Origin of the sequence: Paramagnetospirillum marisnigri (assembly GCF_001650715.1) — a bacterium.
Lineage (GTDB): Bacteria > Pseudomonadota > Alphaproteobacteria > Rhodospirillales > Magnetospirillaceae > Phaeospirillum > Phaeospirillum marisnigri.
The window spans coordinates 63,308-76,238 of record NZ_LWQT01000098.1 but is presented as its reverse complement, the minus strand read 5'-3'; the positions used below and the strand labels follow the sequence as shown (position 1 = coordinate 76,238).

The window sequence follows — 12,931 nt, the reverse complement described above, 5'->3', positions numbered from 1 at the left end:
TGGGCCGGACGGCTGGGGTGATCGCTGCTGAATTGAATTTGCCATGCTGATGGTTCTATGTCTTTGGACGTCTGGAATCCTATATCTATGTATGCAAATGGGCAAGGGGGCGGCCCGGCTTGCCTTCCGGGTGGCGACCTGTTAGGTTCCGCGCCTGATTTTCCGACAGCCCCCGGATCGCGCCATGAAGATCAACGCCAATTTGATTCGTCCCGGTAACATTCTCGAACACAACGGCCGCCAATACGCCGTGCTCAAGACGCAGATCGTGCAGCCCGGCAAGGGCGGCGCCTTCATCACCGTCGAGATGCGCGACATCCGTACCGGCAATAAGACCAACGAGCGTTGGCGCACCGCCGACACCATCGAGAAGTGCAACGTGGAAGCCAAGGAATGCACCTTCCTGTTCCGCGACGACTCCATCATGACCTTCATGGATTCGGAAAGCTTCGAGCAGTTCACTATGCCCAACGATACGCTGGGCGATACCATCGCCTTCCTGCAGGACGGCATGGTGGTCGAGGTTGATTTCGTGGAAGGTTCGCCGGTTTCCATCGCCCTGCCTGAAAAGGTGGTGATGAAGGTGGTCGAGGCCGACCCGGTGGTGAAGGGGCAGACCGCGTCTTCCTCCTACAAGCCCGCCAAGCTGGAAAACGGCCTGAAGATCCTGGTCCCGCCCTTCCTGGAGGAAGGCGAGGTCATCTGGGTCTCCACCTCCGACTGTTCCTATGTGGAACGCTTCAAGGGCTGATCGCCCCTGACAGGATAAGGACCTTGCCTTCGTGATCGTTCGTTCCGCCCTGCTCAACGTGATGATGGGGGCCGCCCGCAAGGCGGCGCGCTCGCTGGTGCGCGACTATGGCGAGCTGGAGCATCTTCAGGTTTCCATGAAGGGGCCGGCGGACTTCGTGTCGTCGGCGGATATCAGGGCCGAGAAGACGCTCCGTGCCGAGTTGAAGAAGGCCCGGCCGGGCTTCGGCTTTCTTCTGGAAGAAGGCGGCGAGATCGCGGGCGACGACAAGAGCCACCGCTGGATCGTCGATCCCATCGACGGCACCACCAATTTCCTGCATGGCATTCCCAATTTCTGCATCTCCATCGGGCTGGAACGGGACGGCGAGCTTTATGCCGGCGTGGTCTATCAGCCGCTGGGCGACGAGATGTTCCATGCCGAGAAGGGGGCGGGGGCCTTCCTCAACGAGCGCAGGCTTCGGGTGTCGGCCCGGCGCAAGATGGAAGAATCGGTGTTCACCACCGGCATTCCCTTCCATGGCCGCCCCGGGCATGAGCCGTTCCTCAAGGAACTGGCCGCCGTGATGGGGCAGGTGGCGGGCGTGCGCCGCTTCGGTTCCGCCGCCTTGGATCTGGCCTATGTGGCGGCCGGGCGGTGTGACGGTTATTGGGAATCCGGGATCAAGCCGTGGGACATCGCGGCGGGCGTGGTCCTGGTGCGCGAGGCGGGGGGCTATGTCACCGATTACGATGGTGGCGGCCGCATGCTGGAGACCGGCGATCTCGTGGCGGCCAATGATCATTTGCATCAGCCCCTGCTCAAATTGCTGAAGTCCGCGCGCGGCTGAGGATTCACAAGGTAGAAGGCGGTCAAAGCGCCTGTTGTCGTCGGAGTCCGCTTCGGCTAGACTCCCGCGCGGGCAGATTTTGGGAGTGGTGCGTAATGACGAGGGGGAGCAGGCTCGTGGTACTGGCGCTGGGGGCGGCGGCATGCCTTTCGGCGCCGTCCGTATCAGCCCAGGTGATCGTCGGCGAGACGCGCCCCGATGTGGTGGTCAACTGGTCGGTGCTCGACCGCCTTGGCCCCGAACCCACCCTTCCGGCGGTCATCACCCGCCGTCCGGCGCCGCCGCCCAAGGCCGCGCCCATCACCACCCGGACGACCGAGCCGAAATTCCATCCGTTGACGGCGCCTGCCCAGCCCCGCGCCGCTGCGGTCGAGCCCGCCCGGCCAACCAAACCGGCCAAGCCCGCCAAGATCGCCGCCGAAAGCGTTCCGGCTCCGGCCCCGGTTGCCGCACCGGTTCCGGCGCCTGTGGCCGCTCCCGCTCCGGCGCCGGTGGTGCCCAAGATGGCCGCCGTGCCCGCCAAGCCGGCCAAGCCGGAGATTCCCGCCGAGGTTCCGTTGCCGCCCAAGCCGGTGGTCGAGGCCAAGGCCCCGCCGCCGCCCGTGCCGGTTGCGCCGCCCGTGGCTGAGAAGCCTCCGGCCGCCGCCAGTGCCGTGCAATTCGTCAAGACTCCGGAACCCCCGGCGCCGCCGCCCATGCCGGTGACGGCTCCGCCGCCGCCCGCCCCGGTCAAGCCCGCGACACCGCCCGCTCCGGTGGTGGCTGCTCCGGCGCCGCCGCCCATGCCCGTGGCGCCGCCCATGCCCGTGGCGCCGCCCATGCCCGTGGCCCCGCCCGTCCCGGTGGTCGTGGCTCCGCCCATGCCAGTGGCGCCTCCCGCGCCGGTTCCGCCTCCGGCCCCGGTTGTGGTCGCTCCGCCGCCCACGCCGCAGGTGGCGGTGCTGCCTCCGGCCGCGCCCATCCGCAAGGGCGACAACGCCTCGGTGGTGTTCGTCGGCGAGGATGCCCGGGTGCCCGACATGGCGCGCGCCGAGCTTGACCGCATTGCCCAGCGGCTGGAACGCGACGAAGGCCTGAATCTTCAATTGCTGGCCTATGCCTCGGGTGACGAGGCCAATGCCAGCAAGGCCAGGCGTCTGTCCCTGACCCGTGCCCTGGAGGTCCGCAAATATCTGATGGAGATGGGGGTTCGCTCGACCCGCATCGAGGTGCGGGCCCTGGGCAACAAGATCGAGGGATCGCCCGCCGACCGGGTTGACGTGGTCTTGACCAACCGCTGAGGCCTCGCCCCAAAATCGCCATGATGGCGGGGCAGGGTGGGCCCCGCCCTTTCTCGGGACCCGGCAGCCATGACCCGTCCGAACCGCTTCCTGTTCCGCATGTTCGTCTTCCTGGTCCTGGTGGCCGGGGTGGCGGCCCTGCTGTTCGACGGCCTGCTGGCGGCGTTCTCCCATAATCCAGCCTTGAACGGCCTGCTGTTCGGGGTGTTCCTGTCGGGTATCATCCTCAATTTCCGCCAGGTCATGCTGCTGCGCCCCGAGGTGGAGTGGCTGGAAAGCTGGCGGCGCGGCCAGCCCGCTTTGTCGGGGCGGCTGCGGCTGCTGGCCCCCATGGCCAGCATGCTGGGCGAACGGCGCGACCGCATGAACCTGTCGGCCATGGCGCTGCGCTCGGTGCTGGATTCCATCGCCGCCCGGCTGGAGGAGCAGCGCGACCTGTCGCGCTATGTGGTGGGGCTGATGATCTTCCTCGGCCTGCTGGGCACCTTCTGGGGCCTGTCGCAGACGGTGGGCTCGGTGGGCGAGGTGATCGGTTCGCTGGCGGTTTCCAGCAACGATCCGGCGGCGGCCTTCGAGGGGCTGAAGGCCGGTCTGGCCAAGCCGCTCAACGGCATGGGCACCGCCTTTTCCACCTCGCTGTTCGGCCTGGCGGGCTCGCTGGCGCTGGGCTTCCTCGACCTCCAGTCCGGCCAGGCCCAGAACGCCTTCTATAACGAGCTGGAGGAATGGCTGGCCGGGCAGACCCGCATCGGCGGCAGCGGCGGGCCGCTAAGCCTGGGCGACGACCAGCAGCAGTCGGTGCCCGCCTATATCCAGGCCCTGCTGGAACAGACCGCCGACAGCCTGGACAATCTCCAGCGCGTCATCACCCGGGGCGAGGACAACCGCACCGGCGTCAATGCCGCCCTGACCCAGTTGACGGAAAAGCTCTCCACCCTGACCGACCATATGCGGGTGGAGCAGTCCCTACTGTTGAAGCTGGGCGAGGGCCAGATCGAGACCCGCGCCCTGCTGGCCAAGCTGGCGGAAAGCTCCGCCGCCGGCGGCGCCGATGACGCCACCCGCACTCATATCCGGGCCATGGACGGCTCGCTGAAGCGGCTGGTGGACGAGACCGTGGCCAGCCGCGAGGAGCTGGTATCCGAGTTCCGCGCCGAGATCCGCCTGCTGGCCCGCACCATCGCCGCCATCGCCGACGAGCCCATGGGCTGATCGCGCCATGCCGCTCGCCCGCCGCGTCCGCCGCTCCATCGACATCTGGCCGGGATTCGTCGACGCCCTCGCCACCCTGGTCATGGTCATCGTCTTTGTGCTGATGGTGTTCGTGCTGGCCCAGTATTTCCTGGGCGAGGCGCTGTCCGGGCGGCAGAAGGCGCTGGACCGGCTGTCGCGCGAAATGGCGGAACTGGCCGATACCCTCAATATGCAAAAGGCGGCCAATGCGGCCTTGCAGGCCGAACTGGTGGCCAGCAAGGCCGAGAAGGAGCGCATCGAGACCTGGGCTGCCGGGCTGGGGCACGACGTCAATGCCCTGATGGCGCTGAAGGACGAGTTGGAAGCCCGCATCAAGGAGCTGGACAAGGTGGTGGGCGCCAGGGAGGGGGAACTGGCTTCCGAGCGCAAGCTGTCCGAGGAAGCCCGCGCCCAGGCGGCGCTGCTGTCGCGGCAGTTGGAGGCCTTGAAGCAGGAAATGGCCCGGGTGGCGGCGGCCCTGGAAGTTTCGGAGGCCCGCGACAAGGAGCAGAAGGCCCAGATCGCCGATCTCGGCAAGCGGCTCAACGTCGCCCTGGCGGGCAAGGTGGAGGAGCTTCAGCGATACCGCTCGGAATTCTTCGGCCGTCTGCGCAAGGTGCTGGGCGACCGTCCCGGCATCCGCATCGAGGGCGACCGCTTCGTGTTCCAGTCGGAACTGCTGTTCGACAGCGGTTCGGCCGATCTGGGGCCGGATGGCCAGGAGCAGATCAAGAATATCGCCGTCACCCTGAAGGATATCGCCAAGACCATGCCCAAGGGGCTCAACTGGGTGCTGCGCATCGACGGCCATACCGACCGGCGCCCCATCACCTCGGCCCGCTTCCCCTCCAACTGGGAACTGTCCACGGCGCGGGCCACCACCGTGCTGCGAACCCTGGCCGCCAACGGTGTGCCCAAGGATCGGCTGGCGGCGGCCGGATTCGGCGAGTTCCAGCCCCTCGACCCCGCCGATACCGACGCGGCCTTCGCCCGCAACCGCCGCATCGAGATCAGATTCGACCAGCGTTAGGAGAGTGCCGCAATGGCCTGGATCATCCTGTTTTTCGCGGGATTGCTGGAAGTCGGCTGGGCGGTCGGCCTGAAATATGCCGAGGGCTTCACCAAACCGGTGCCCACGGTGCTGACCCTGGCTGCCATGGTCGGCAGCGTGGTGTTGCTGGGATTGTCGCTGCGAAGCCTGCCACTGGGCACCGCCTATGCGGTCTGGACTGGCATCGGCACAATGGGGACGGCGCTGCTGGCCATCTGGCTGTTCGGGGAATCCGCCGATCCGCTCCGCCTGCTGTGCATCAGCCTGATCGTGGCGGGGATCATCGGCTTGAAGCTGGTCTCTCCGGCGGCCTGAGGTCCCAACGGGTGGGCTCAGGCCGCGAGTGGGACGCGGGGGTCAGACGTAGGGATGCTCGATCACGCGGGTCGGGGCCTTTGCTCCGGCGTCGCGGCTGAACTTGGCGATCAGCGAGGCGATAAGGTCGATCAGAAGAAACATGGCGCCCTCCTGGGCTGATGTTGCAATGCAACATTGATAATCCCGGACGGGGGCGACGGGGTATGCAAAGGCGGAGTCCCGCCCATGCCGGGTGGGGTGCGCCTACCCGGCATGATGGGGTCAGTGACCGCGGGCCTGCTCGGCGGCATGGGCCGCCGCCGCCCGGGCGTGATAGCCCGCCACCATCTTGCGGATCACCACATAGAAGATGGGGGTGAACACCAGGCCGAAGCCGGTGACGCCCAGCATGCCGTAGAACACGGCGGTTCCCAGGCTCTGGCGCATTTCCGCGCCGGCGCCGGTGGCGATCACCAGCGGCAGCACGCCCAGCACGAAGGCCAGCGAGGTCATCAGGATGGGGCGCAGGCGGGTGCGCCCGGCATGGACGGCGGCCTCGATGCGGTCCATGCCCTCGGCCTCGGCCTGACGGGCGAATTCCACGATCAGGATGGCGTTCTTCGCCGCCAGCCCGATCAGGACGATGAAGCCGATCTGGGCCAGGATGTTGATGGACATGCCCCGGATGATCAGGCCGGACACGGCGGCCAGCAGGCACATGGGCACGATCATCACCACCGCCGCCGGAAGCGACCAGCTTTCGTACTGGGCCGCCAGCAGCAGGAAGACGAACAGCACCGAGGCGGCGAAGACCAGCAGACCGTTATTGCCCGCCAGCAGTTCCTGCAGCGCCAATTCGGTCCATTCGAAGCCGAAGCCGTCGGGCATGCGTTCGGCGGCGATGATCCGCATCTGCTCCAGGGCATAGCCGCTGGCATAGCCGGGCGCGGCCGATCCCTGGATTTCCGCCGCCGGGAACAGGTTGTAGCGCGGAATCCGGTAAGGGCCGGTATCGGTGCGGAACGAGGCCACCGAGCCCAGCGGCACCATCTGGCCCTTGTCGTTCCTGACCTTCAGGGTCGAGATGTCGTCCACGTCGTTGCGGAAGGGGGCGTCGGCCTGGGCGGTGACGCGGAAGGTCCGGCCAAGGAAGTTGAACTCGTTGACGAAGGCCGATCCCAGATAGACATGCAGCGCCTCATTGACCCTGTCGGCGGGCACGCCCAGCATCTGGGCGCGCACCAGGTCGATATCGGCCTGGATATTGGGGGTGCGGGTGTTGAACAGGGTGAAGATGCCCGACAGGCCCGGCACTTTGTTGGCGCTGGCGGCCATGTCCTGGGCCACCTCTTCTAGCGCCTTGGGGCCGCGTCCGCCCTTGTCCTGCAGCATCATCTTGAAGCCGCCCGCCGTGCCGATGCCTCGGACCGAGGGCGGGGCGATGGTGATGATGAAGGCCTCCTGGATGGCGCCCAGGCGCTTTCTCAGCTCGGCGGTGACCACATTGGCGGTCAGCCCCTGCTGGTAGCGTTCCTCGAACGGCTTCAACGGCGTGAAGATGGCGGCGCCGTTGGAGGCATTGGTAAAGGTGGCGCCGTCCAGTCCGGCGAAGGCGACGGTATGGGCGACGCCAGGGGTCTCGGCCATGATCTTGGCGGCTTGCCGGACCACGGCCTCGGTGCGGGACAGGCTCGATCCGGGGGGAAGCTGGATGACGGTGATCAGGTATCCCTGGTCCATCTCGGGGATGAAGCCCTTGGGGGTCTTGTAGAACTCCCAGCCCGCCGCTCCGATCAGGCCGGCATAGACCAGCAGCATGATGGCGGAACGGCGGATGACGCCCCGGGTCAGGGCGCCATAGCCCCCGGCCATACGGTCGAAGCCCCTGTTGAAGCCTCGGAAGAACAGGGTGAAGGGACGCGTCCAGGTGGTGTTGTCGTGATGGTCGTTGGGACCGTGGCCGCGGAACAGCAGGGCGCACAGGGCGGGCGACAGTGTCAGCGACACGATCAGCGAGATCACGGTCGAGGCGGCGATGGTGACGGCGAACTGGCGGAAGAACTGGCCCGAGATACCGGGAATGAAGGCGGCCGGGATGAACACGGCGCACAGCACCAGGGCGATGGAAATCAGGGCGCTGCCCACTTCGTCCATGGTCTGGTGCGCCGCTGAGCGCGAATTCATGCCTTCGCGCATGTTGCGCTCGACATTTTCCACCACCACGATGGCGTCGTCGACCACGATGCCCACCGCCAGCACCAGGCCGAACAGCGACAGGTTGTTGAGGGAATAGCCCATGGCGCCCAGCACCGCGAAGGTGCCCACCAGCGACACCGGGATCGCCGCCACCGGGATCAGCGAGGCGCGCCAGGTCTGCAGGAACAGGATCACCACCACCACCACCAGGACCACGGCCTCGAAGATGGTCTTGATGACCTCGTGCACCGACTGGGCGATGAATTTGGTGGGGTTATAGGCGATGGTATAGGTGATGCCGCTGGGGAAGGTCTTGGACAGTTCCTCAACCTTGGCCAGGATCCGCTCGGCGGTGGCCAGGGCGTTGGAGCCGGGCCGCTGGAACAGGGCCACCGGCACGGCGTTGTTGCCGTTGAGATAACCGCTGACGCTGTAGTCCTGGGCGCCCAGCTCGATGCGGGCGATATCCTTCAGGCGCACCACCCGGCCCGCCGGGTCGCCCTTGATGATGACCTCGCCGAACTGGCTGGGGTCCTTCAGGCGCCCCTGGGTCTGCACCGACAACTGGAAGGCCCCCTGGTCGGGCATGGGGGGCTGCCCCAGCACGCCCGCCGCCACCTGGATGTTCTGGGCCTGCAGCGCCTTGACCACTTCGCCCCCGGTCAGATTGCGGGCGGCGGCCTTGTCGGGATCGATCCAGACGCGCATGGAATAATCCCGCGCGCCGAAAATCCGCACCTCGCCGACACCATCAAGCCGCGCCAGCACGTCGATCATCTGCAGGGTGGCGAAATTGGACATGTAGAGCTGGTCGCGCGATCCGTCCGGCGAACTCAGATGCACCACCAGCAGCATGTCGGGCGAGTTCTTGGCCACGGTGACGCCGATGCGCTTGACGTCGTCGGGCAGGCGGGCGGTGGCGATGGCGACCCGGTTCTGCACCAGCACCTGGGCGGTATCCAGATTGGTGCCCAGCGCGAAGGTCACGGTCATGCGCAGATTGCCGTCGCCGGTGGCCTGGCTGTTGATGTAGAGCATGTTCTCCACACCATTGATCTTTTCTTCCAGCGGCGCGGCGACGGTGTCCGCCACCACCTGGGCCGCGGCGCCGGGATAGGAGGCGCTGACCACGATGGTGGGCGGCGCGATCTCGGGATACTGGGCCACCGGCAGGGCGAAGAAGGTGATGCCGCCGATGATGGTGATCAGGACCGACACCACCGTCGCGAAGATCGGCCGGTCGATGAAGAAGTGGGACAGGCGCATGATCGGCGTCCCTTATTCGATCTTGCCGGGTTGGCCGGTGACCTTGGCTCCGGGACGCGCCCGCATCAGGCCGTTGATGATGACCTGGTCGTCGGGGGCCAGACCCGAGCGGATCACCCGCAAGCCGTCCTGCAACGGGCCGGGGCTGACCACCTTGGGGGTGACGGTGCCGTCCTTGACGGTCATGGCCAGCTTGCGCGACTGGTCGGTGACGATGGCCGAATCCGGGATCAGCAGCGCCTCGTAGGGCGCCGAGGCGGCCAGCCGCACCTTCCCGAAGGCGCCGGGCGTCAGGGCGTTGTCGGCATTGGGCAGCACGGCGCGGATCCGGATGGTGCCCGACCCCTTGTCCAATTGATTATCGATGAAGTCCACCTTGCCTTCTCGCGGCCAGCCGGTTTCGTCCATCAGGCGCAAGGAGACCGCGCTTCCCAGAAGCCCCTGGGCGGGGTCGGCGGCGGCACGGCGCGACTGGGCCAGGAAGTCCGCTTCCGGGATGTCGAAGGTGAACTGGATGGGGGATTGGGAAACGATGGTGGTCAGCAGGGTGGGCGCGGTGACGGTGGCGCCGCCGATCACCAGATTGCCGATGCTGACCTGGTGGGCGCTGATGCGGCCCGCGATGGGAGCGGTGATGCGGGTGAACTGCAGGTTCAGCTCGGCCTCGCGCAGGGCGGCGCGGGCGGCGTCGGCCGAGGCGTTGGCGCCACGGGATTCCTCGGTGCGCAGGTCCAAGGTGCTTTCAGCGACGAAATCCTTGCGGCGCAGCTCGTCGGCGCGGGTCAACTGGCGCTTGGCGTATTCCCGACCGCCCAGGGCCTGGTCCAGCTTGGCCCGTGCCGCCGCCACCGCCACCTCATAGGGGCGGGGGTCGATGACGAACAGCAGATCGCCCTTGTTGACCATCTGGCCGTCAGTGAAATTGATTTCGGTCAGATAGCCGCCGACCCTGGCCCGGATCTCGACGGAATCCACGGCGGTGAACTGGCCGGTATATTCCTTCCAGTCGGTGACCTGCCGTGCGGCGGGGGTGGCCACCGTGACCGGCGGCGCCCCGGCTCCCGGTGCCGGCTTCGGTGCCTGGGATGAGGACGAGAATGAAACCACCCCCGCCGCCACGCCCGCCAAAGCCACGGCACCGATCAGGATCACGGGAAGGGACAGGGAACGGCCGCTGGGCTTGCTGGACATGGTTTCATCCGGCTGAACTGAACCGTTCGGTTTTACAGGGGGGGCAGCCCCAGGGTCAATGAAGACCAATAGCATAGGTGGAGACTTCGCCCCATTGTTGCAGCCCCTTAAATCCATTATACCTTTCAGCCGAGACGCTGATCCGGCACGACTCAAGGGACTGCGATGACATCGACTTCCGGCACGGTCGGTTCTGCGCCGCCCCGGGCCACCTGGCGGGCCCGCCTGATCGCCTTGATCGCCATTCCCTGCATTCTGGGGCTCACCGGCTGGCAGCTCTATGCCAGCTACCGCGATTCCCTGGCCGATTCCGAGGCCTTGGCCACGGCACTGGCGCGGGTGGCGGAGGAACATTTCGGCGGCAATCTGCGGACCATCACGCAGGTGCTGGAGGAGGCGACCGCCCTGGCGGATGCGGGCGGGCGGATCGACGTCGATGCATTCTCCGCCCTGATCGCCGGGCGGATGCAGCATTTGCCGTTCATCCGAAGCGCCTTCTTTGCCGGAGCGAACGGATTGGCGGTGGGCGGCACCCAGACCGGAATCGCGGGCATCGATATCGGCGACCGCGAATATTTCAAGGTCCTGGCCCGGCCCGACGCGCCTGCGATCTTCGTATCGTCGCCCCTGATCAGTCGGGTCCGGCGCGAGACCACCATCTACATTGCCGCCCGTATCCGCGATGCCGCCGGGCAGTTTGCCGGGGTGGCGGTAGTGTCGGTCAATCCAGACCTGTTCGAGGAGGAACTGCGCACCGTTCGCCCGCCCCAGGGGGGATTCGCCACCTTGCTCCGCCTGGATGGGACCATTCTCAGTCGGGTTCCCGATGGGGAGAAGCATGTGGGAAAGGTGGTTGGCGATGGCCCGGCCACCAGCGCCGCCCGCCAGCGGCCCAGTGGAGTCTTGTACGGTGCCGGGGCGGTGGACGGGGCGCGCCGCATTCTGGCCTTTCGCCGCGTCGGCGACACGGGGCTGGTGGTGGTCGTGGGCATGCGCGTGGACGGCATCCTGGCCGATTGGCGCAACGACGCCCTTATTCATGGGATGGTTGCCGGCGTCATGATCGTCCTGATGGCGGCCATGGCCATCCGCTCGGATCGCAGCCACGCCGAGCGCGAGCAAGTCCAACTGGCGCTTGAAGCCAGCGAGGCCCGCTATCGCCTGCTGATCGACCATTCCCCCCTGGGCATCGTCCACGCCGCCGCCGATGGCGAAACCCTTTATGTCAATGCGCGCTGGCTGACGCTGGCCGGGCGGCAGCGTGATCAGGTCCTTGGCCGCAAATGGTGCGAGCTTGTAGACGAGAGAGACCGGCCCGAGGTGGGGGAGCGCTGGCGGGGCATGGTCCGGGACGGCGACGCTTTCGCCGCCGATATGCGTCTCAAGACTCCGGATGGCAGTCTGCGCTGGGTTCGGGCCTTGGCATCGCCGCTGGACATGGTGCCGGGCGGCGGGGGCTATTCCGTCTCGTTCGAGGACACCAGCCTGGCTCGGATGGCGGAGCAAAGCCTGCGGCTGTCCGAGGAGAAATTCGCCAAGGCGTTTCTCGGCAGTCCCGACGCCCTGGTGATCTCCACCGAGGCCAACGGGCGCTATGTGGAGGTCAATGACGCCTTTTGCCGTCTGCTCGGTTATGGCCGCGACGAGTTGCTGGTTGCCGACTCCCTGAGCCTGGGCATCTGGGCCGATGCCCGGGATCGCGCGCGTCTGGTGAAAATGGTGGGTGAGCAGGGGCAGGTCGACGATTTCGAAACCATCCTGCGGCGTAAGGACGGCAGCACCATGGTGGTGCTGATCTCGGTCCAGCGTATTGTCGTCGCGGATGATCGTTGTCTGCTGTTCATCTGCCGAGACATCAGCGAACGGCGAGCCATGGAGGAGAAGGCGCGCAGCCTGGTGGCAAAGCTCAACGCCTCCAACAAGGAGCTGGAGCAGTTCGCCTATGTGGCCTCCCACGATCTGCAAGAGCCCCTGCGGATGATCGCGGGCTATGCCCAATTGCTGGAGCGCCGCTATCGAGGTCGCCTGGATAGTGACGCCGACGAATTCATCGAGTTCCTGGTGGACGGCGCGAAGCGAATGCAGGTGATGATTCGCGATCTGCTGGAATACTCGCGCGTCGATCGGCTTGGCGGCGCCTTCGTGGTCTTCGATGCCGCCGAGGCGTTGGAGGATGCGCGGCGCAATCTGCTGGCCGCCCTCCAGGACAGCGGCGCCCTGTTGAAGGTCGCTCCCTTGCCCGAGGTGCGGGCCGATCGCTCCCAACTTGTCCGCCTGTTCCAGAACCTGATCGGCAATGCCCTGAAATACCGCCATCCCGAGCGTCCTCCCGAAATCGTGGTCGGCGCGGTGCGTTCGGGAGACGACTGGGTGTTCTCGGTGGCCGATAACGGCATTGGCATCGATGCGGAATATTTCGAGCGCATCTTCCTGATCTTCCAGCGCCTGCACACCCGCGACCAGTTCGAGGGGACCGGCATCGGCCTGGCCATCTGCAAGAAGATCGTCGAGCGGCACGGTGGGCGGCTTTGGGTGGAATCGGTGCCGGGCCAGGGCAGCACCTTCTATTTCACGATGCCGTGCGTATCGACGGCGGCAACGCCAGCCTGACAGGTCGGCGCCTGATCCGACTCATCCTGTCATCCCGAGCGGCAGCGAGGGATCCCATCCTGGAACAACATTTCTTACGCCGACAGGTATGGCAGGTCGAACGCCAGCCTTTTTCAAAATACTTTCCGGTTTTCTGTCGCGGCTCACGTTCGATGGCTGTGTTGATGTATGCCTGCGTTAAAACGCCGCAAATCGATGTGCGCATACTGCAGTGATGATGTCTGTTG

At 66.3% G+C, this 12,931-nt stretch carries 9 protein-coding genes; 7 read left to right on the top strand and 2 right to left on the bottom strand.

Annotated elements, in window-relative coordinates; genetic code table 11:
- Positions 1–184 precede the first annotated feature (184 nt).
- From efp to sugE, 6 genes are all read left to right on the top strand, one after another.
- The gene (gene efp / locus A6A04_RS17630; protein ID WP_068495276.1) at positions 185–751 is read left to right on the top strand and encodes an elongation factor P; all 567 of its coding nucleotides are present in this window, start codon (positions 185–187) and stop codon (positions 749–751) included.
- 31 nt (positions 752–782) lie between these two features.
- Positions 783–1,580, top strand: coding sequence for an inositol monophosphatase family protein (locus tag A6A04_RS17625; protein ID WP_068495274.1), 798 nt, complete (start codon positions 783–785; stop codon positions 1,578–1,580).
- Between the two features lie 116 nt (positions 1,581–1,696).
- Positions 1,697–2,860 carry an OmpA family protein gene (locus tag A6A04_RS17620; protein ID WP_245651274.1) on the top strand — a complete coding sequence of 388 codons (1,164 nt, stop codon included), beginning with the start codon at positions 1,697–1,699 and terminating at the stop codon, positions 2,858–2,860.
- Between the two features lie 69 nt (positions 2,861–2,929).
- The gene (locus A6A04_RS17615) at positions 2,930–4,072 is read left to right on the top strand and encodes a flagellar motor protein MotA (protein ID WP_068495266.1); all 1,143 of its coding nucleotides are present in this window, start codon (positions 2,930–2,932) and stop codon (positions 4,070–4,072) included.
- A 7-nt stretch (positions 4,073–4,079) separates the two neighbouring features.
- Entirely contained in the window at positions 4,080–5,123 is a 1,044-nt protein-coding gene (locus tag A6A04_RS17610; RefSeq protein ID WP_068495265.1) for a peptidoglycan -binding protein, read from the top strand.
- A 12-nt stretch (positions 5,124–5,135) separates the two neighbouring features.
- Positions 5,136–5,459, top strand: a complete 324-nt coding sequence (gene sugE / locus A6A04_RS17605) for a quaternary ammonium compound efflux SMR transporter SugE (RefSeq protein ID WP_068495263.1) — start codon at positions 5,136–5,138, stop codon at positions 5,457–5,459.
- Positions 5,460–5,723: 264 nt separating this feature from the next.
- Here sugE and A6A04_RS17600 read toward each other — a convergent pair whose 3' ends face one another.
- Both A6A04_RS17600 and A6A04_RS17595 read right to left on the bottom strand, forming a co-directional pair.
- Positions 5,724–8,903, bottom strand: coding sequence for an efflux RND transporter permease subunit (locus A6A04_RS17600; RefSeq protein ID WP_068495262.1), 3,180 nt, complete (start codon positions 8,901–8,903; stop codon positions 5,724–5,726).
- 12 nt (positions 8,904–8,915) lie between these two features.
- Positions 8,916–10,094 (bottom strand): efflux RND transporter periplasmic adaptor subunit, encoded by a 1,179-nt coding sequence (locus A6A04_RS17595; protein WP_068495260.1) that lies wholly within the window; start codon positions 10,092–10,094, stop codon positions 8,916–8,918.
- A 165-nt stretch (positions 10,095–10,259) separates the two neighbouring features.
- Here A6A04_RS17595 and A6A04_RS21965 point away from each other — a divergent pair, with 165 nt between their 5' ends.
- Positions 10,260–12,704, top strand: a complete 2,445-nt coding sequence (locus A6A04_RS21965) for a PAS domain S-box protein (RefSeq protein ID WP_082915028.1) — start codon at positions 10,260–10,262, stop codon at positions 12,702–12,704.
- Positions 12,705–12,931 lie beyond the last annotated feature (227 nt).

Excerpts from the sequence above, each read along its gene's own strand:
- efp (WP_068495276.1), top strand. The coding sequence starts at position 185 with ATGAAGATCAACGCCAATTTGATTCGTCCCGGTAACATTCTCGAACAC.
- A6A04_RS17615 (WP_068495266.1), top strand. The coding sequence starts at position 2,930 with ATGACCCGTCCGAACCGCTTCCTGTTCCGCATGTTCGTCTTCCTGGTC.
- A6A04_RS17610 (WP_068495265.1), top strand. The coding sequence starts at position 4,080 with ATGCCGCTCGCCCGCCGCGTCCGCCGCTCCATCGACATCTGGCCGGGA.
- sugE (WP_068495263.1), top strand. The coding sequence starts at position 5,136 with ATGGCCTGGATCATCCTGTTTTTCGCGGGATTGCTGGAAGTCGGCTGG.
- A6A04_RS17600 (WP_068495262.1), bottom strand. The coding sequence starts at position 8,903 with ATGCGCCTGTCCCACTTCTTCATCGACCGGCCGATCTTCGCGACGGTG.
- A6A04_RS17595 (WP_068495260.1), bottom strand. The coding sequence starts at position 10,094 with ATGTCCAGCAAGCCCAGCGGCCGTTCCCTGTCCCTTCCCGTGATCCTG.
- A6A04_RS21965 (WP_082915028.1), top strand. The coding sequence starts at position 10,260 with ATGACATCGACTTCCGGCACGGTCGGTTCTGCGCCGCCCCGGGCCACC.